16 protein-coding genes are annotated in these 18,890 nt (G+C 73.4%); 3 read left to right on the plus strand and 13 right to left on the minus strand.

Annotated features, from left to right (window positions below; translation table 11 throughout):
• Positions 1 to 586 precede the first annotated feature (586 nt).
• Complete coding sequence (locus tag ACFW6A_RS15465; protein ID WP_386640958.1) at positions 587 to 1,756, plus strand: glutathione-independent formaldehyde dehydrogenase; 1,170 nt, start codon at positions 587 to 589, stop codon at positions 1,754 to 1,756.
• A 187-nt stretch (positions 1,757 to 1,943) separates the two neighbouring features.
• Here the strand turns inward: ACFW6A_RS15465 and ACFW6A_RS15470 are convergent, their stop codons facing one another.
• The 11 genes from ACFW6A_RS15470 to ACFW6A_RS15520 all read right to left on the minus strand — a co-directional run bounded on the left by ACFW6A_RS15470 (position 1,944) and on the right by ACFW6A_RS15520 (position 13,294).
• Positions 1,944 to 3,077 (minus strand): LLM class flavin-dependent oxidoreductase, encoded by a 1,134-nt coding sequence (locus tag ACFW6A_RS15470; RefSeq protein ID WP_351845495.1) that lies wholly within the window; start codon positions 3,075 to 3,077, stop codon positions 1,944 to 1,946.
• Between the two features lie 16 nt (positions 3,078 to 3,093).
• Positions 3,094 to 4,209, minus strand: coding sequence for an LLM class flavin-dependent oxidoreductase (locus tag ACFW6A_RS15475; protein WP_351845497.1), 1,116 nt, complete (start codon positions 4,207 to 4,209; stop codon positions 3,094 to 3,096).
• Positions 4,206 to 5,606: an NtaA/DmoA family FMN-dependent monooxygenase gene (locus tag ACFW6A_RS15480; RefSeq protein WP_386640962.1), complete on the minus strand. Its 1,401-nt coding sequence runs from the start codon at positions 5,604 to 5,606 to the stop codon at positions 4,206 to 4,208. The genes ACFW6A_RS15475 and ACFW6A_RS15480 overlap by 4 nt, the downstream gene beginning before the upstream one ends.
• An 18-nt stretch (positions 5,607 to 5,624) precedes the next feature.
• On the minus strand, positions 5,625 to 6,827 hold the full coding sequence (locus tag ACFW6A_RS15485; protein WP_386486520.1) for an LLM class flavin-dependent oxidoreductase: 1,203 nt from the start codon (positions 6,825 to 6,827) through the stop codon (positions 5,625 to 5,627).
• A gap of 368 nt (positions 6,828 to 7,195) precedes the next feature.
• Entirely contained in the window at positions 7,196 to 7,762 is a 567-nt protein-coding gene (gene ssuE, locus ACFW6A_RS15490; RefSeq protein WP_351845504.1) for an NADPH-dependent FMN reductase, read from the minus strand.
• Positions 7,763 to 7,860: 98 nt separating this feature from the next.
• Entirely contained in the window at positions 7,861 to 8,847 is a 987-nt protein-coding gene (locus ACFW6A_RS15495) for an ABC transporter substrate-binding protein (protein ID WP_351845506.1), read from the minus strand.
• A gap of 51 nt (positions 8,848 to 8,898) precedes the next feature.
• Positions 8,899 to 9,663 carry an amino acid ABC transporter ATP-binding protein gene (locus ACFW6A_RS15500; protein WP_386640966.1) on the minus strand — a complete coding sequence of 255 codons (765 nt, stop codon included), beginning with the start codon at positions 9,661 to 9,663 and terminating at the stop codon, positions 8,899 to 8,901.
• The gene (locus ACFW6A_RS15505; protein WP_386640969.1) at positions 9,660 to 10,661 is read right to left on the minus strand and encodes an amino acid ABC transporter permease; all 1,002 of its coding nucleotides are present in this window, start codon (positions 10,659 to 10,661) and stop codon (positions 9,660 to 9,662) included. The genes ACFW6A_RS15500 and ACFW6A_RS15505 overlap by 4 nt, the downstream gene beginning before the upstream one ends.
• A gap of 34 nt (positions 10,662 to 10,695) precedes the next feature.
• The gene (locus ACFW6A_RS15510) at positions 10,696 to 11,661 is read right to left on the minus strand and encodes an ABC transporter substrate-binding protein (protein ID WP_351845512.1); all 966 of its coding nucleotides are present in this window, start codon (positions 11,659 to 11,661) and stop codon (positions 10,696 to 10,698) included.
• Positions 11,658 to 12,176, minus strand: a complete 519-nt coding sequence (locus ACFW6A_RS15515; RefSeq protein ID WP_386640972.1) for a GNAT family N-acetyltransferase — start codon at positions 12,174 to 12,176, stop codon at positions 11,658 to 11,660. The genes ACFW6A_RS15510 and ACFW6A_RS15515 overlap by 4 nt, the downstream gene beginning before the upstream one ends.
• Positions 12,173 to 13,294 carry an LLM class flavin-dependent oxidoreductase gene (locus tag ACFW6A_RS15520; protein WP_386640975.1) on the minus strand — a complete coding sequence of 374 codons (1,122 nt, stop codon included), beginning with the start codon at positions 13,292 to 13,294 and terminating at the stop codon, positions 12,173 to 12,175. The genes ACFW6A_RS15515 and ACFW6A_RS15520 overlap by 4 nt, the downstream gene beginning before the upstream one ends.
• A gap of 738 nt (positions 13,295 to 14,032) precedes the next feature.
• Between ACFW6A_RS15520 and ACFW6A_RS15525 the strand changes: the two genes are divergently transcribed.
• Positions 14,033 to 15,043, plus strand: a complete 1,011-nt coding sequence (locus tag ACFW6A_RS15525) for an amino acid ABC transporter permease (RefSeq protein WP_386640978.1) — start codon at positions 14,033 to 14,035, stop codon at positions 15,041 to 15,043.
• A 331-nt stretch (positions 15,044 to 15,374) separates the two neighbouring features.
• On the plus strand, positions 15,375 to 16,241 hold the full coding sequence (locus ACFW6A_RS15530) for a DUF1684 domain-containing protein (protein WP_386640981.1): 867 nt from the start codon (positions 15,375 to 15,377) through the stop codon (positions 16,239 to 16,241).
• On the opposite strand, the gene ACFW6A_RS15535 is transcribed toward ACFW6A_RS15530, so the two are convergent.
• Positions 16,238 to 17,644, minus strand: coding sequence for a solute carrier family 23 protein (locus tag ACFW6A_RS15535; RefSeq protein ID WP_351845522.1), 1,407 nt, complete (start codon positions 17,642 to 17,644; stop codon positions 16,238 to 16,240). The two genes, ACFW6A_RS15530 and ACFW6A_RS15535, sit on opposite strands and share 4 nt — an antisense overlap.
• Positions 17,641 to 18,765: an arylsulfotransferase family protein gene (locus tag ACFW6A_RS15540; RefSeq protein WP_351845524.1), complete on the minus strand. Its 1,125-nt coding sequence runs from the start codon at positions 18,763 to 18,765 to the stop codon at positions 17,641 to 17,643. Before ACFW6A_RS15540 ends, ACFW6A_RS15535 begins: the two co-directional genes overlap by 4 nt.
• Positions 18,766 to 18,890 lie beyond the last annotated feature (125 nt).

The raw sequence follows: 18,890 nt of genomic DNA on the forward strand, positions 1-18,890 counted from the left end.
CTCACGCGTGCCTGCCGACAGGAACCGGCGGGTCACGCGGCGCGGGCACCGCCCCGCGGGCATCCTGTGCGCCCGCGCGATCGTGAGGAGCGTACGCCGTCCCGGTTCCTCGCTTCGGCCGCCACCGCGGGCGACGCGCGGGGGCCGGGCCCGGAGAGCGACGAGGCGATCCGGGCCGCGGCCTGCTCCGAGCGGGAACAACGGCGTCGCGGGACGCCGGCGACGACTGGCCGGTGCCCACCGGCGCGGAGCGTACCGTCGACCGGTGGCCGTCCGGTTCCGGGAGCCGTCCGGTTCCGGTGGCCGTCCGGTTCCGGGGGTCGTCCGGTTCCGGGGCCGCCGTTCTGTGGGCGGGGTTGTTTCGGGTCGGGGGCGACGGGTAGCCGCACGGCGCGCTCCCGGAGCGCCGAAGCTCCCCCCGGCGTGCCGGTGGCGGCACACCCGTCCCTCCCGATCCGGGTGGGCGGCCTGGAGAGGCACGCGGGAAGCACGGACCCCGTCGGAGCGACTTCCGGGGGTCGGGCTCCTCGGCGCCGTCTCATCATCGCCGTGCCGCGGTCATGCCGCGACACCGAGAGAAGACATCATGAAGGCAGCGGTATACGAAGGACCGCGAACGGTCACGGTCAAGGACGTACCGGACGCGAGGATCGAGCACCCCTGCGACATCGTCGTCAGGATCACCACCACCAACATCTGCGGTTCGGACCTGCACATGTACGAGGGCCGCACCTCGTTCGAGTCCGGCCGCACCCTGGGACACGAGAACCTGGGCCGGGTGGTGGAGATCGGCCCGGCCGTCCGCAAGGTTCAGGTCGGCGAGTACGTGGTCCTGCCCTTCAACATCGCCTGCGGCTTCTGCAAGCAGTGCGAGCGGGGTCTGACCAACTACTGCCTGACCATGCAGCCGGAACCCGCCCTCGCGGGAGCCGCCTACGGATTCGCCGACATGGGCCCCTACCAGGGAGGCCAGGCGGAACTGCTGCGCGTGCCCTACGGCGACTTCAACGCGCTGCGGCTGGGCGAGGACGCCGTCGAGCGGCAGACCGACTACGTGATGCTCGCCGACATCTTCCCCACCGGCTATCACGCCACCGAGATGGCCCACGTCAAGCCCGGCGACCAGACCATCGTCTTCGGGGCCGGTCCCGTCGGGCTGATGGCGGCCTACTCCGCCCTCCTCAAGGGCGCCGGCCGCGTCTGGGTGGCCGACCACCAGCCCGACCGGCTGCGCATGGCGGAGGAGATCGGGGCCATCCCGATCGACACCGCGGAACAGGACCCGGCGGAGGTCGTCAAGGACGCCACCCTCGGCCTGGGCGCCGACAACGGCTGCGAATGCGTCGGCTACCAGGCCCACGACCCCCAGGGACACGAGGACGCAAGCCTCACGCTCAACGGCCTGATCGACTCGGTCAGGTTCACCGGCGACCTCGGCGTGGTGGGCGTGTTCCTGCCCCAGGACCCCGGTGGCGCGGAGGCCCAGGGCGAGCTGGAGGCCCAGGGCAAGGTCCCGATCGACTTCGGCATGATGTGGTTCAAGGGCCAGCGCATGGGCACGGGGCAGGCGCCGGTGAAGAAGTACAACCGGGCGCTGCGGGACCTGATCGCCGGCGGGAAGGCGAAGCCGGGCTTCGTCGTCTCCCACGAGCTCGGCCTGGACGAGGCCCCCACCGCCTACGAGCACTTCGACGCCCGCGACGAGGACTGGACCAAGGTGGTCCTCCATCCGGACGGACACGGCCACAAGCGGTAGGAGACCGGCGATACCCGTCCCCCGTCACCCCGGGGCGGGGCGGGCGGGAATCCGTCCGTGCCCCGGACCGGGCTGCGGCACTCGCGTCGCAAAGGCGTGACGGCTGCCGCCGGCTGCGTCCCTGCTCCGGATGGCGCTCGTCCTCTCCTCGCCGAAGAGGCTCGGGTCCTTCCGGGGGCACGGCCGCTCATCGCCGTCCCCACTCCTCTGCCAGGAGCCGGTAGGAGCGGACCCGGTCGGCGTGGTCGTGGGTGATCGTGGTGATGACCAGTTCGTCGGCTCCGGTGGCCTGCTGGAGTTGTTCGAGCCGGTCCGCGACCTTCGCCGGGGAGCCGACGAACTGGGTGTCGACGCGGTCGGCGACGAGGGCGTGGTCCTCTTCGGTCCAGGTGCGCGTGCGGGCCCGGGCCTCGTCGGGGGTCGGGAAGGGGATGGCGCCCTCGGCGGTGCGGATGCTGCGGACCCAGGGGCCGTAGCCGGTGGCGAGTTCGCGGGCGGTCTCGTCGTCCTCGGCGACGACGACATCGGCGGAGACGCTGAGGTATGGCTTGTCGAGGTGGTCGGAGGGCTCGAAGGCGGCGCGGTAGCCCTCGGCCGCCTCCAGGACGGTGGCCGGGCTGACGTGGTAGTTGGCGGCGAAGCGCAGGCCGTTGCGGCCGGCGACGTCGGCGCTCTCCCCGCCGCTGCTGCCGAGGATCCAGACCTCCAGGTCCGCGCCCTCGCCGGGGACGGCGTGCGCCTCGGTCCCGTCCGCCGCGCGGTAGTCGCCGCGCAGGAAGGCGAGGACGTCGTCGACCTGCTCGCCGTAGTCCTGGGGGCGGGCGCCGGGCTGGTGCAGCAACTGCTGCTGGAGCCGGAAGCGGGGGGTGCCGATCAGGTGCTCGAAGGAGAACCGGGGCGGGATCTTCAGGCCGTTGGGCGCGCGCCCCTCGGTGACGGGGGTCGCGGCCGGGGGCGGGGGCGCCGTCCTCCCTGAGGGGCGTGCGCCGGAGCGGCCGAGGCCCAGGTCGAGCCGCCCGGGGTGCAGGGCGTCGATCAGGCCGAACTCCTCGACGGTGGACAGCGCGGTGCGGTGGCCGAGCAGTACCGCGCCGGAGCCGATCCTGATGGTGGACGTCGCGGCGGCGGTCAGGGCCAGCACGACGGCGGGAGAGGAGCCGGCCACCCCCGGGTTGAGGTGGTGCTCGGCGAACCAGTAGCGGGCGTAGCCGAACCGCTCGGTCTGCCGGGCCAGGTCGATGGTGTCGCGCAGCGCGCGGGCGGCGGTGGCGCCGGACGGGATCGGGACGAGGTCGAGGACTCCGAGGGGTATGCCGGGCATGGTCGGGTGGGGCTCCTCAGTGGTCGGTGCGCGCGGGTGCCGCCGCGGGCGGGGGGACGAGAGGGGGCTCGGGCGTGCCGGTGACCGGTGCCCAGGGGAACGGGGGGTCGGGGATCTCGCGTCGCAGCACCGGCGCGATCTCGGACTGGAAGAGTTCGAGCGACGCGCGGTGCCGGGCGGGGAGGAGTCCGCTCGCGTCGGCCTGCAGGTGGAGCACGCTGTGTCCGAACCGCTCGTGGTAGCGGTGCACCTTGTCGATGATCTGCTGCGGGCTGCCGATCAGCGCGGAGCTGCGTTCGACGAAGTCCTCCAGGGTGGCGAACACCGGCTCCAGGCCGAGGCTCTTCTGGAAGGCGAGGTGGCCCTCGAACACCGGCCGGTACGCGGCGACGGCCTCCTGTGACGTGCGGGCGGCGTGGTAACCGGCCGTTCCCGCGCCGACGACGGCCCGGGCCGGGTCGTGGCCGTAGTGCTCCCAGCGTTCCCGGTAGTGGCGGACGAGTGCGGCGTACGGCTCGATCGGGTGGGTGACGTTGGCCGAGAAGAGCGGATCGCCGTAGCGGGCGGCGAGGTCGACCGACTCCCGGCTGGTCGCGCTGCCGTGCCAGACCCGGACGGGCCGCTGGAGCGGTCGCGGCCACACCTCGGCGTCGGTCAGTCCGGGGCGGAAGCGCGGGGAGGCGGTGACCTTGTCCTGCCGCCAGATCCGGCGGAACAGTTCGTAGCCCTCGGCGTTGCGGTCCCACTGGTCCTCGGGGGTGACGTGGAACAGCTCGCGCTGGGCGGTGCCGTTGCCCTTGCCGATGATCAGGTCGAGTCGGCCCTCGGACAGGTGGTCCAGGGTCGCGTAGTCCTCGTACGCGCGCACCGGGTCGAGCAGGCTGAGGGTGGTGACGGCGGTGAAGAGCCGGATGCGCGAGGTGAGCGCGGCGATGTGGCTGAGCACGACGGGAGGCGACGAGGAGAGGAACGGCCGCTCGTGGCGCTCGCCGACGCCGAAGCCGTCGAAGCCGAGCTCCTCGGCGAGGAGCGCGTTGTCGATCACCTCGCGGAAGCGGTCCCGGGTGGACTTCCGTACGCCGGTGACCGGGTCGGGGGCGTGCACGATGAGGGTGACGGCCAGGAACTTCACGACGCCGCCCGCCGGGTGTCCGCCGCCGGGGCGCCGGCGTCGGGGTGTGCCAGGCCGAGGTGGTCCCGGAGCGTGGTGCCCGTGTAGTCGTGGCGGAACACACCGCGCTCCTGGAGCAGCGGGACGACGGTGTCGGCGAACTCGTCGAGGCCGCCGGGGGTGAGGTGGGGGACCAGGATGAAGCCGTCGGCGGCGTCCGTCTGGACGAAGTGGTCGAGGGCGTCGGCGACGGTGGCCGGGGAGCCGACGAAGGACTGGCGGCCGGTGGTCTCGATGACCAGCTCCCGGATCGACAGGTTGCCGGCCGCGGCGCGTTCGCGCCATTGCCGGGCGACGGCGAGGGGGTCGCGGAACTGCCGGACGCCGGCCCGGCCGCGGGCGACGGTGTGCTCGCCGGGGTCGGGGTCGACGTCCGGGAGCGGGCCGTCCGGGTCGTACGCGGACAGGTCCCGGTTCCAGACCTGTTCGAGGTGCGCGATCGCGGTCCGGCCGCTGACCTGCCGGCGCCGCACCTCCCGGGCCAGCTCCTGTGCCTCGGCGTCGGTGTCGCCGAGGACGAAGGTCGCTGCGGGGAGGATGAGCAGCTGGTCGCGGGTGCGGCCGTGGCGGGCCAGCCGTCCCTTGACGTCGGCGTAGAAAGCGCGGCCGGCGTCCAGGGTGCTGTGGCGGCTGAAGATGGCGTCGGCCTCGGCGGCGGCGAACTCGCGGCCCTCGTCCGAGTCGCCCGCCTGGAAGACCACCGGCCGGCCCTGCGGGCTCCGCGGGACGTTGAACAGGCCGGATATGTCGAAGTGCTGTCCCCGGTGGGCGAAGGATCCCGCCTTCGTGTCCGTCAGGAAGACGCCGGACTCCCGGTCGGCGACGATCTCGTCGCCCTGCCAGGAGTCGAACAGTTCGACGGCGGTGGACAGGAACTCCTGGGCCCGGGCGTAGCGCTGGTCCTCCGGGAGGAAGCCGCCGCGCCGGAAATTCTCGCCGGTGAAGGCGTCCCAGGAGGTCACGACGTTCCAGGCAGCGCGTCCTGCCGACAGGTGGTCCAGGCTGGCGAACTGGCGGGCCACCTCGTAGGGCTCGTTGAAGGTGGAGTTGATGGTGCCGGTCAGGCCGATGCGTTCGGTGACGGCGGCGAGCGCGGACAGGACGGTGAAGGTGTCGGGCCGGCCCACGACGTCCAGGTCGTATATCCGGCCGCCCTGTTCCCGCAGCCTCAGCCCTTCGGCGAGGAAGAGGAAGTCGAACTTGGCGCGTTCGGCGGTCCGCGCGAAGTGGGCGAACGAGCTGAACTCGATGTGGCTGCCGGCCCGCGGGTCGCTCCACACGGTGGTGTTGTTGACGCCGGGGAAGTGGGCCGCGAGGTGGATCTGCTTGGGGGGCTTGCCGGTGGTCGGGTTCGTCATGGTGGTACGGCTCCTGCTTCAGACGGCGGCGTAGCGGTTCGCGGGGCGGGGGAGCCCGAGCAGCCCCCGGAGGGTGTCCGCCTCGTAGGCGTGCCGGAAGGCGCCTCGGCGCTGGAGTTCGGGCACCAGGCCCCGGGTGATCCGCTCCAGGTCGTGGCCGATCACCCCCGGGCGCAGCCGGAAGCCGGTCAGGCCCGCCTCGCGGAGGTCGAGGAGGAGGTCCGCCAGTTGCGCGGGCGTGCCCGTGAACACCTCGGCGTCGCTGGTGAAGGCGTGGCCGGCGAGGTCGTCGAGGCGGGCCTTGTGGTACGCCGCCGCCGCGGGGTCGTCGTCCAGGAACACCACGAGGTCGGCGAAGACGTGCACCCGCTCCCCCTCCCTTCCCGCGGCGGCCTGGGCGGCACGGATCTCGGCGACGGCGGCCCTGGCCCGGTCGGCGTCGTGCGGGGTGACGTAGCCGATGTCGGCGGAGCGGCCCACCAGCCGGTACGGCACGGTGGAGTGCGCGAGGGCGGTGACGAGGGGCTGGCCCTGCGGGGGCCGGGGGGTGATCGAGGGGCCCCTGACCCGGAAGTGCGGGCCCTCGAAGTCGACGTAGTGCAGCTTGTCGCGGTCGACGAAGCGTCCGGTGGCGGCGTCGCGGATCTCGGCGTCGTCCTCCCAGCTGTCCCACAGGCGGCGCACCGCCTCGACGTGGTCGGCGGCCTCGTCGAAGAGCTCGGTGACCAGGTCGCGGCCGGCCGGGGTGTCCAGGTCCTCGACGCGGAGGGGCGGGAAGGTGCGGCGGCCGAAGTGCGCGGCCTCGTTCGGGCGCGCCGTCACCTGGACGCGCAGGCCCGCGCGGCCGCCGCTGACGTAGTCCAGGGTGGCGATCGCCTTGGAGACGTGGAACGGCTCGGTGTGCGTGGCCACCACGGTCGGTACGAGCCCGATGTGCCGGGTCGTCGGTGCGATCCGGGCGGCGACGAGCACGGCGTCCAGCCGGCCGCGCACCTGGTCGGTGCGCCCGTCCGGCTCCGTGGGGTGCGAGGACTGAAGCCCCAGGCCGTCCTCGAACGTCACGAAGTCGAGCAGGCCGCGCTCGGCCTCGGCCACGAGGTCGGCCCAGTAGCCGGCGGTGAACAGGTCGCGGGGCCGGGCGTCCGGCTCGCGCCACGCGGCGGGGTGCCAGCCGGTGCCGTCCAGCGCCACGGCGAGATGGAGAGGGGGACGTGCGGACATGGGCGAGGGGGCCTTCCTGGTCGGCCGTGCGGGTCATCGGCCTCTCGTGCGGAGGGCCCGATGGCGGGAGCGGGTCAGCGGCGACAGAGGGCGCCGGCCGGCCGTCGCGGCTCGGTGTGGGGGCGGGGGTGCGGGCGGGCGCGGCGGGGCGCGGCGGGAGCTGCGGCGGCCGGGACGGGCACGCGGGAACCGGGGAGGACGGGGGACGGCACCGTCACCTCCGCTCCTCGGGTAGCTTGCGCCGCTCGGGCCGGGGCCTGCCGCGCGCTCCGGCACGGCGGCCCCATCTCCTCGCAGCCTAGGTGGAGTTGACCGGAGGAAGGTGGAGAGCGTGTTTCGGCTCCGTGAAACCGCTTCCGGGGGCACCGTCAGGCGGCTCGTCCGACGGCGGCGGGCCGTGCCGTTCGGCCGCCGAGGGCGTCGGAGAACCGGTCGACGACCTGGTCGAGGGCTGCGGCCGCCCCGGGAGCGACGGTCAGGACGCCGTCGTCGCCCACCTCGATGTCCTTGTCGAGCGTGAACCAGCCCTGGACGACGTGCGCGGCCCCCATGGAGGTGAGGACCGGGCGCAGGGCGTAGTCGATCGCCAGGACGTGCGCGGTGGTGCCGCCGGTCGCCAGCGGGAGGACGGTCTTGCCGGCGAGCGCGTACTGCGGCAGCAGGTCGAGCAGGGACTTCAGCAGCCCGGAGTAGGCGGCCTTGTAGACGGGCGTGCCGACCACGACACCGTCGGCGCGGGCGAACAGCCCCGTCGCCTCGGCGATCGCCGGGTGGCGGAAGTCGGCGCCGAGGAGGGCCTCGGCGGGGAGGGTGCGGACGTCCAGGGGGATCACCTCGTGCCCCTGGGCGGCGAGCCGCCGGTCCAGGTGGCGCAGCAGCCCGGCGGTGCGAGAGGTGGCGGAGGGGCTTCCGGAGACGGACAGGACGGTGGCCATGGCGGACCCTTCGGGGGCGTGGGAGGTGACATCGGACGGGTGCGGGGCCGCGTGCCGCGGGCGCGCCGCGGCGTCCGCGGCCCCGCTTCCCGCGGCGGCTACTTGTTGGTCCTGGGCAGGCCGGGCGGGTTGATCTCGGACGTGGTGACGGCCTCGTCGGACAGGCCCCAGCGCTGGAGCACCCGGGCGTACGTCCCGTTCGCGATGACCTCGTCGAGCGCGGCGGCGAGCGGCTCGGCGAGGCCGCTGTCCTTCTTGGTGGTGGCCGCGATGAGGCCCTGGAGGGTGGCGCCGGCGCCGGAGTACGTACCGACGACCTCCGTCTTGCCGGTGGTGGCCGCGTGGTAGGCGGCGGTGGGGTTGGGGCCGAGGTAGAGCTCGATGCGGCCGGACTGGAGGGCGAGGTGGACGTCGCTGTCGTTCTGGTAGTACTTGATGTCCACCGGCTCGCGGCCGGCCTTCTCGTTCTCCTTGCTCCACTCGACGAGCAGCTTCTCCTGGTTGGTGCCGCTGCCCACCGCGACGGTCCTGCCCGCCACGTCCTCGGGGCCGTCGACCTTCAGGCCGCTGCCCTTCTTCGCCTCGAAGCCCAGGTTGTCCTCACGGTAGGTGGCGAAGTCGTACTTCTCCTTGCGCTCCTCGGTGACGGTGATGTTGCTGAAGCCGACGTCGTACTTGGCGCTGTCCAGGCCGACGAAGACGTTCTCCCAGGAGACCGTGTTGATGTGCGGTTCGAGGCCCAGGACGTCGGCGACGAGGTGGGCGAGGTCGGGCTCGACGCCGATGACGGTCTTGTCGTCGGTGGCGTAGAAGGTCAGGGGCGCCGCCGATCCGGAGGAGTCGACGATCTCCAGGGTGCCTCTCCTGCGGATCTCCTCGGGGACCCGTGCGGCTATGGAGTCGACCTTGGGGGTGGTGACGCGGTTCTGGTCGGGACTCAGGTTGATCCTCACCGTGCCGCCCGAGGCGGCCGCGACCTCGGTCGCGGCGCCGTCGGAAGGGTTGCCGCACGCGGTGAGGGCGAGGGCGGCGGTCAGTCCCAGCGCGGCGGCGGTGGTGCGGCGGGCGATCGAGGTGGTGGCCATGGTCGTGCTCCTTGCCTTCGGGAATCGGGGGGGCGGGGCGAAGGGGGGTGGTCAGAGGACCTTGGAGAGGAAGGCGCGGGTGCGCGGGTGCCCGGGGGCGTCGAGTACGGCCGCGGGCGGGCCCTGTTCCACGACGACGCCGCCGTCCATGAACACGACGGTGTCGGCGACCTCGCGGGCGAAGCCGATCTCGTGCGTCACGACGATCATGGTGGTTCCGGTGCGGGCCAGGGCCCTGATGACGTCGAGGACTTCGCCGACGAGTTCCGGGTCGAGCGCCGAGGTGGGCTCGTCGAAGAGCAGCACCTTGGGTTCGAGGGCGAGCGCGCGGGCGATGGCCACGCGCTGCTGCTGGCCTCCGGACAGCTGCCGCGGATACGCGTCGGCCTTGTCGGCGAGCCCGACCCGGTCGAGGAGCCGGCGGGCGTTCTCCTCCGCGCTCCTGCGCGGCCGGCGCAGGGCGGAGACGGGTGCCTCGACGAGGTTGTCGAGCACGGTCAGGTGGGGGAAGAGGTTGAAGTTCTGGAAGACGAACCCGATGCCGGTCCGCTGCTTGAGGACGTCCTTCTCCTTCAGCTCGTGGAGCTTGCCGCCGGAGCGGCGGTAGCCGATGAGCTCGCCGTCGACGCCGACCCAGCCGCGGTCGACCTTCTCCAGGTGGTTGATGGTGCGCAGCAGGGTGGACTTCCCGGAGCCGGACGGGCCGAGGATCACGGCCACCTCGCCGGTGCGGACCTTCAGGTCGACGCCGCGCAGCACCTCCAGCGGGCCGAAGCTCTTGTGGACGTCGTGGACGTCGACCATGACGTCGTTCATGTCTTCTCCGTCGCGGGGCGGGGGGCGCCGAGGCGCTGCGCCGCCAGGAAGCGGCGGGCGCGCTGGAGCGGGGTGGGCGGCGGGGTGCGGTCGGCGCCCCGGGCGAAGCGGCGCTCCACGTAGTACTGCGCGACCGACAGCAGGGAGGTGAGCAGCACGTACCAGGCGGTGGCAACCAGGAGCAGGGGGATCACCCGGCCGTTGCGGCCGTAGATCACCTGGACCTGGTAGAAGAGCTCGCCGATGGCCATCACGTAGACCACCGAGGTGCCCTTGAGGAGGCCGATGATCTCGTTGCCGGCCGTGGGCAGGACGGCGCGCATGGCCTGCGGCAGCACGATCCGGCGGATCTGCCGCAGCCGGGGGATGCCGAGTGCGGCGGCGGCCTCCAGCTGGCCGTGGTCGACGGCGATGACGCCGCCGCGCACGATCTCGGCGGCGTAGGCGGCCTGGTGGAGCGTCAGCCCGATGACGGCGGCGCCGATGGTGCCGATGAGACCGTTGCTGTCGACGGACCAGAACACCGGGCCGAAGGGGATGCCGACGCCCAGCTCCTCGTACAGGGCGCTCAGGTTGAACCAGAACACGAGCTGGACGATCATCGGGATCGACCGGAAGATCCAGATGTAGGACCAGGCGACGGTCCGCAGCACCGGGCTGCGCGACAGCCTCATGAAGGCCAGGACGGTGCCGAGGAGGAAGCCGAGGACGGTGGCGTACGCGGTGAGCTGCAGGGTCACCCACACCGCCCGGACGATCGTCTCCGACAGGAAGTAGGCGCGGAAGACGCCCCACTCCCAGACCGGGTTGGTGGCCAGCCCGTGCACGAACTGGGCGAGCAGCACGGTCACGGCGCCGGCCGCCGCCCAGCGGGCGTAGTGGCGGGCGGGGACGACCTCGAGCGAGGCCGGGTCGTCCCGGGCGGGCCGGGACGGGGGGTCGGTGCCCGCGGAGGCCGCGCCCGGTGGCGCGGCGGCGGAGTCTGCGGTGAGGGCCATCGGCGTTTCCCCGGGTGGTCGTGGTGTGTGGTCGTCACGTGTGTTCGGGCGGGTTGATCCGGGACGCGTCGATCGCGGAGGCGGAGGTGCCCCACTTCTCGAGGATCCGGGCGTACGTGCCGTCCTTGATCAGCTCGTTGACGGCGGCCTGGAACGCGCGGGTGAGCGGGGAGCCCTTCCTGAAGGCGAAGCCGACGTCGAGGCGGTGGTACTCGCCGAGGAAGGCGGTCTGCGCGGCGGGCTGCGCCGCCTGGTGGCGCAGCCCGTTGATGGTCGACATGACGACGTCGATCCGGCCCTGCTGGAGCGCGGTGAGGGTCGCCCCGTTCTCCGAGTAGACCTTGACGTCGTACGGCTTCCTGCCGGCCTCGGCGCAGACCCCCTTCTTCGAGTTCAGGGTCGCCTCGAAGGTGGTGCCGGCGCCGGTGCCGATGGTCAGCCCGCACAGCTGGGTGAGGTCGGTGACCTTCGTCTTGAGGATGGTGCTGCCCCGCTTGACCGCGAAGCCCTGGCCGTCGTTGACGTAGGTGACGAAGTCGACGGTCTTCAGGCGTTCGGTGGTGACGCCGAAGTTGCCGGTGCCGACGTCGTACTTGCCGCTGCCGAGGGCGGGGAGGATCGTCTCGAAGGAGGCGTCCTCCCGCTCCAGCCGCACGCCGAGGACCTTGGCCACCGCCTCGGCGATGTCGATGTCCTGTCCGGCGGGCGGCTTGTCCTGCCCGTTCGGGTAGTACGCGCCGGGCGGGAATCCGATCGAGCTGCCGATCCGCAGCGTGCCGGCGCGGCGTACGTCGGCGGGCAGCAGGGCGGCGGCGGAGTCCACCTTCCCGACGGCGGCGACCGGGTCGTCGGTCGGCGCCGGGGAGGCCAGGGCACCCGCCGGCGCGGCGCCGGAGACGTCGCCGGAGCCGCAGGCGGTCAGGACCAGTACGGGCAGCAGCGCGGCCGCGGCGGCGGTGCGCAGACGGCGCAGGGGGGTTCCGGTGTTCCGGGCGCTCACGGCCGTGCCGCCTTTCCTGGGGGTGTCGCGGTTTCCGGGAGGTGCTTCTCGAAGGGCAGCGGGCCGATGGTCTCCGGGTCGGCCTCCGTGTCGAAGAGCGGGGCGTAGCCGGTGGCCAGGTACAGGCCGCGGGCCTCGGGCTGGCGCGGACCGGTGGTCAGGTAGAGCCGCCGGTAGCCGCGGGCGCCCGCCTCATGCTCCAGTTCGGCGACGACGCGGCGGGCGAGGCCCCGGCGCCGGTGGGCGGAGTGGGTCCAGATCCGCTTCAGTTCGGCCGTGGTCGCGTCGTACCGGCGGAAGGCGCCGCCCGCGACCGGCTCGCCGTGTTCGAGGAGCAGCAGCAGGAGGCCGCCGCGCGGGGCGGTGAACTCCTCGTCGGGGTAGCGGGAGATCTCGCCGTGCGCGGCCCTGCCGTAGCGCCGGGAGTACTCGTCCTCGAGTTCCCGCAGCAGGGGCCGCACCCGGGGATCGGAGACGGGGACGTGAACGACCGTCAGTTCGACCGCGGACGTCATCCGTTCACCTCCGCGAGGGCTCCGCGCGCCACCCGTTCGGCGTCGCGCTTGGCGACCTCCTCCCGGACGATCGGGATGACGTACCGGCCGAAGTCGATGGCGTCGTCCAGGAGGTCGTAGCCGCGGGCGGAGAGGATGTCGACGCCGAGGTCGTAGTAGTCGAGCAGCGCCCGGGCGACCGTCTCCGGGGTGCCGACCAGGGCGTTGGAGTTGCCCGCTCCGCCGGTGGCGGCGGCGGTCGGCGTCCACAGGGCGCGGTCGTAGCGCTCCCCCGCCTCGGCGATGGCGAGCAGCCGCTGCGAGCCCGTGTTCTCCGGGGCGCCTCCGCGCCGGTGCCGTACGAGGCCCTCCTCGCGTCGCTTGCGGATCGCGCCGACGGTGCGGTGGGCCTTCTCCCAGGCCAGTTCCTCGGTCGGGGCGATGATCGGGCGGAACGCCACCTGGATGCGGGGTGCCTCGGTGCGGCCCGCCGCCTTCGCGGCGGCCTTCACGGCCTCGATCTGCTCGGCGGTCTTCGCCAGGGGTTCGCCCCACAGGCAGTAGACGTCCGCCTCGGCGCCGCCGGCGGCGTACGCGGCGGGGGACGAGCCGCCGAACGACACGCCGGGCCGCGGCTGTTGGACCGGGAAGACGTCGCTGACGAAGTCGTGGAAGCGGTAGTGGTCGCCCTCGTGGTCGAAGGGCTCGCGGGTGGTCCAGACCCTCTTGACGATGCCGATGTACTCGCGGGTCCGCGCATAGCGCTCGTCCTTGGTGAGGGTGTCGCCCTCGCGGCCCTGCTCGTGGTCGTTGCCGCCGGTGATGAAGTGCACCGTCAGCCGGCCGTCGCTGATCTGGTCGAGGGTGGCGAAGGTCTTCGCGGCGAAGGTGGGGTACGAGACGTTGGGCCGGTGGGCGAGCAGGATCTGGAGCTTCTCCAGCCGGCTGGCGACGTAGGCCGCGGCCGGGGCGGGGTCGGGCGCCCCGGAGCCGTAGGCGAACAGCACCCGGTCCCAGCCGTGCTCCTCGTGCGCCCGGGCGAGCCGGAGCGTGTACTCCTTGTCGAAGGCGGCGCCGGAGCGCGGGGTCGTTTCGGAACCGTCGTGGGTGGCGGCGATGCCAAGGAACTCCACGGGCATGGGAGATGGCCTTTCCTCAGGTCTTCGTGCGGTGCCGTGGCACGGGCCGGGCCGGGCACGGCGGAGCGGGGCGGCCCGCGGCACGGCCGTGGCGACGGCGCTTCGGGGGCGGGGAATCCGGGGTGAGCGGGTGACGACGCCGGGGCGGGGAAGGTGCGGGGCCTCGGGCGGAAGAGGGCGGCGGCAGCGCGCGTCAGGTCTCTCGCGCGGCAGCCCGCCCGCGGACTCGGCGTGTGCCGGGCGCGCGGTACGCGGGACGGTGCGACGAAAGGGGGTACTCGGCCCGCGACGGGGTCACCGAGGGAGGGAAGGGCCGGTCAGACGGCCCGCTGCCGCGTCAGGCGCAACACGCCGCGGACCACACCCGACCGAAGTCGATGTGGTCACGCGTGACCAGGCGCTGCTCGGCATTCATGCGCCCATTGAGCATGACATCGCGCCGCGCGTCAACCACGGCCCGGATGCCGGACCGGTGCCGAACGGCTCCCGGACGCCGTGTGGTTGACACCCCCGCGCGGTGCGCCCGTACGATCGGGACCGGACCGGCTCCGCCGCGCGCGACGGCCGGACCGGCCGCGTTGAGGGACGCGGCGAGCGTGACGACACCGGTGCCCGGCCACCGTCCCATGTCCGGCCACCGGCCGGTGCCCCGCACCGCGTCTGCCCGGAGTCCACTAACGCGCACGCGCCGGGTGACCGCATCCGCCCGCGTGCCTCCCTCGTCTGGAGAGCCCCCTGATGGCTTCGCCGTCCGACCTCCACGGTCCCGCCCCCGTCTCCGCGCCCGTCCCGCCCGCACCGCGCCCGAGCGCCTCCGGCGGCCGGGCTCCCGAGGCCGATCCCCCGCGGATCGTGCCGCGCCGCCATCCCGGCCGCCTGCTGGCGGCCGCCGCCGCGCTGCTGGTCTTCGCGATGGTGGCCGGCTCCGTCGTCCGCAACAGCGCCTTCCAGTGGGACGTGGTCGGCCACTACTTCACCACCGCCGCCGTGCTCGACGGCCTGCTGCTCACGCTCTGGCTGACCGGTGCGGTGATGGTGCTCGGCTTCCTGCTGGGCACTCCCCTGGCCGTGATGCGACTGTCCGCCAACCCGGTGCTGCGCACCCTGAGCTGGGGATACGTATGGATCTTCCGTTCCACCCCGCTGCTGGTGCAGCTGCTGTTCTGGTTCAACATCGGCGCGCTCTACCCGACGCTCGGACTCGGCATCCCCTTCGGTCCCGAGTTCGTCACCGTCAAGACGGTCAACCTCCTCGGCCCCACCCTCACCGCCGTCATCGGCCTGACCCTGCACGAAGCCGCCTACGCCGCCGAGGTGGTGCGCGGCGGCATCCTCTCGGTGGACGCCGGCCAGACGGAGGCCGCCCAGGCCCTCGGCATCGGCAGGCCGCGCGCCCTGCGCCGGATCGTCATCCCGCAGGCGATGCGCTCCATCGTCCCCACGGCCGGGAACATGCTGATCGGCACCTTGAAGGGCACCAGCATCGTCAGCGTCCTCGCGGTGCACGACCTCCTGTACTCGGTGCAGCTGGTCTACAACCAGACGTACCAGGTCATCCCGCTGCTGATGGTCGCCACCCTCTGGTACGTCGCCGTCACCACCGTGCTCAGCGCGGGGCAGTTCTACGTCGAGCGCCACTACGCGCGGGGCTCGGCCCGCGCACTGCCGCCCACTCCCCTGCGGCGGCTGGGGAACCGGCCGGCCGGTCTTCGGGCCCGGTGGGAAAGGGCGACCGCGCACCGCGGATGATGAACGGCACGCTTCGCGCGCATGTCGGGAGATCAAGAACGCGAGACGGGGCCGTGTCCCGCATGGACGGGGCGGATTCCCCCTGCCAGCCTCGTCGGCGTGGGCCGGACGGCGAACTCCGGCACGCGGCGGCACGCCGGCCTCCGGCGGCACGCCGACGCTCTCCGCGCGTTCCGCCGCGCCTGTCGGACGCCCGTCGGCGGGCGGCGCGTCGCGGACCGCCGTCCCGGACCCCCGTCGCCGTTCACCGCCCTTGCCCCCTGCCTCACAGCGATGCGCCCGCCTCTCCGGAGGCCTCGTTCCACCACCCACCCGCACCAGAAGGAGCAGCATGAGCGTCCACGGCATCCCCCACGCCCACACCGGCACCGGCACCGGCACCGACGGCGTTCCCGATCCGGAGGTCTTCGCCGCGGAGTGGGAGGAGTGGCACCGGGACAGGGACGCCCGGCTCGCCTCGGAGCACGGGTTCCTCGCGGTCACCGGTCTGCACTGGCTCTCCGCGGAGCCCCGGGTTCTCCCCGGCGTGCCGGGGACCTGGTCGACGGGGCCCGACGGGGTCGTCGTGGAGCTCGACGAGGGCACCGAGTTCGTCGTCGACGGCACGGCCGTACGCGGGCGACACCTCTTCGGCGTCGTCCCGGAGCGCGGCGGCGTCGACGCCGTCTGGGGCGACACGGTGATCGAGGTCGCCAAGCGCGGCGGCCACGACATCGTCCGGCCGCGGCACCCCGACCACCCGCTGCGGGTCGCGTTCACCGGCACGCCCGCGTACGCGCCCGACCCGAACTGGGTGGTCACGAGCCGCTACGAAGCCTTCCCCGAGCCTCGGCCGACCACGGTCGGCGCCTCCGTCGAGGGCCTCCGGCACGTGTACGACGCGCCCGGCCGCGTCGTCTTCCGCCTGGACGGGCGGGAGCTGAGCCTGACCGCGTTCAACGGGCAGGAGCCCGGGGCCCTCACGGTGCTGTTCACCGACGCGACCTCGGGCGTCACCACGTACGCGGCCAACCGCCACCTCGGCCTGGCCGCGCCCGGGCCCGACGGCACGGTGCGGATCGACTTCAACCGCGCCACCAATCTCCCCTGCGCCTACACCGACTTCGCGACCTGCCCGCTGCCGCCCGCCGAGAACCGGCTGCCCGTCGCGGTCGAGGCCGGGGAGAAGATCCCCCGCGAGCGCGGCCCGGTCGCCTAGCGGGGGCCCGGCCGGCTTCCCTTCGACCGGGGCGGCGCCTCGGGGGTGACGGGCGTCGGCGCGGGCGGCGGGTCGTCCCCGGGGCGACCGCCCTCGGGGCCGAACCGGCCGAGCACGGCGGTGAGGAGGACCGCCGTCAGGGTGCCGGCAACGACGCCGCTGCCCAGGATCGTACGGGCCCAGCCGGGGAACCCCGCGTACAGGTCCGGGCTGAGCAGCGGCAGCAGCCCCACGGTGAGGGCGAGCGCGGCGGTCAGCGAGCCCGTCCCCGCACCGGACAGGTCGGCCCGGCGGAGCATCTCGACGCCCATCACCGTGATCACGGCGTAGACGACGAGGGCGGAGCCGCCCACGACGGCCTCGGGGATGCCGGCCAGCACCCGGGACACGGGGGTGGCCAGGCCGAGGACGACCAGGAGCGCGCCGGCCCCGGCGGTCACGAAACGGCTGCGGACCCCGGTGAGCCGGCCGATGCCGATGTTCTCGGCGCTGGTGACCATCAGGGAGGTGCCGAAGAGGCCGCCGACCAGGGAGACCAGGGCGTCGGCGCGGGCGACCCGGGGAACGTCCCGGTCGGGAGCGGGGGTCCGGCCGACGGTCTCGCTGTTGAGGACGGTCTGTCCGGTGATCTCCGCCAGCGTGGTGAGGCTGAACACGAGCAGGGGGAGGGCGGCCAGCAGGTCGAACCGGGGCGTTCCGAAGGGCAGGAGCGCGGGCAGCGCGAATCCGCTCCCGGCCGCCGGGGCGAAGACCCCGAGCCCGGTCGTCACCGCCACCGCCGTCCCCGCCGCCATGCCGATGAGGACGGAGGTCTGGCGCCAGACACCGCGCAGGAGCACGTACGCGGCGACGGTGGCGGCGACCGTGAGCGCGGCGAGCAACACCGCGCGCGGCTCGCCCGTGCCGTCCGGGCCGGTGACGAGCCGGGCGGCGACCCGGATCATCGCGATCCCGATGAGCAGCACGGTCACGCCCATGACCAGGGGCGGGAAGAGCCGTACGACACGGCCGTACAGCGGCAGCACGGCCAGGAGCAGCGCCGCCGCCAGCAGTACGGAACCGGCGGCGACCGGCGCCCCGTGCTCCTGGGCGATCTGGAGGAACAGGGCGGTCGCGGCGCCGCCGGGCAGCATGACGAAGGGGAGGCGGCCGCCGATCCGCCAGACGCCGAGGGACTGGAGCAGGGCGCCCGCTCCGCACAGGAGGAGGACCGCGCTGAGCAGCGAGGCCGTCGCCGCGGACGGCAGCTTCAGGGTGCCGGCGACGAGGAAGACGGTGGAGACGGGGGCGGCGATCATCGCCAGGACGTGCTGCGCCGCGAGGGGTACGAGTCGCCGCGCCGGCACCGGCGCGTCGACGGGCTCGGGGGCGTGGCCGGCCGTGGTGGTCCGGAGGGCCGTCATGCCGTCGCCTCCAGCCACGGGATGTCGGCGGCGGCGTAGCGGTAGGCGCGGAAGACGGCGTTGGGCTGGGACGGGAACAGGCCCCGGACCTCGCTCTCGGCGTAGCCGGCGAAGTGCGGGACGACGTACTCCCAGCACAGGTAGCCGTCCTTCGTCACCTCGAAGAGCCGCCCGGACGGGGAGTCGGTGACCAGGGTGTTCCCGTTCGGCAGGCGCTGCGCGGAGCCCATGAAGGGTGCGAAGAAGAACTCGCGGGCCGGGTCGTGGTACTCCCACACGACGTCCCCGCCGGCCCGGTCCACCTCGATGACGCGGGAGTACGGCACGTCGTGGCCGGGCCGGAAGACCCCGTTGTCGAAGACCAGGAACCGGCCGTCGTCCAGTTCGGTGGGCGCGTGCTGCTGGCTGACCGTGCCGGGGCGGCTGCGCCAGAGGATCTCGCCGGAGTCGCGGCTGATGACGACGACGGCCGAGACGCTGCGCAGGCTGGCGAGGACGTTGCCGTCGCGCAGCGGCGTGACGCTGTTGATCAGGGGCCAGTGCTCGCGGGCGTACGCCTCGTGGAGCGGGAACTGCTCGCGGTCGAGGTGCTCCGCCGCCCGCCAGGACCACAGGAGTTCGCCGTCCGGGCCGACCTCGCGGATGGTGTCGGCCCAGACCACGCCGTCCGCGGCCTCGGAGCCGGGCACCCCGCCCCGTACCGCCGCCGCGTCCCCGCCCGTGAGGGGTTCGAGGGCGGTGTAGAGGATGCGGCCGTCGTCGAGGTGATGGGCGTCGTGGTGCTGGAGGGCGTCGCGGTGCTCGCGCAGCACCGTGCCGTCCGGTGCCGCGTGGAGCATGACGCCGCCCCGGTACTTGTGCCACATCGGGAAGAGGGCCTTCTCGCCCGGGAGGACGCCGTTGTAGGCGAGGGTTCCGTCGGCGAGCAGGCGGGCGTGGCGGCCGGGGCGGTAGGGCAGGTCCCAGCGGTGGACGGTGCGGCCATGGAGGTCGACGAGGTAGACCTCCCCGCTGCCGGTGAGCGGCGCGTAGAGGGTGTGGCCGTCGTACGCGGCCGTCTCGTCGAGGGCGATCAGGCCGGTGGGACGGCGGCGGCGCGAGTTCTGGTCGATCGGGGGCACGCGGGGCTCCTCACGTCAAACTTTCTTTGATGGGAACAAACAGCTTTGACGTTAGGAGCGTTGTGTGAAGGGCGTGTGTCGGGAGTACGAAACCGTCTGCGGGTTTCGGCCGCGCGCCGCGTAAG

Source organism: Streptomyces sp. NPDC058758 (assembly GCF_042746075.1).
Lineage (GTDB): Bacteria > Actinomycetota > Actinomycetes > Streptomycetales > Streptomycetaceae > Streptomyces.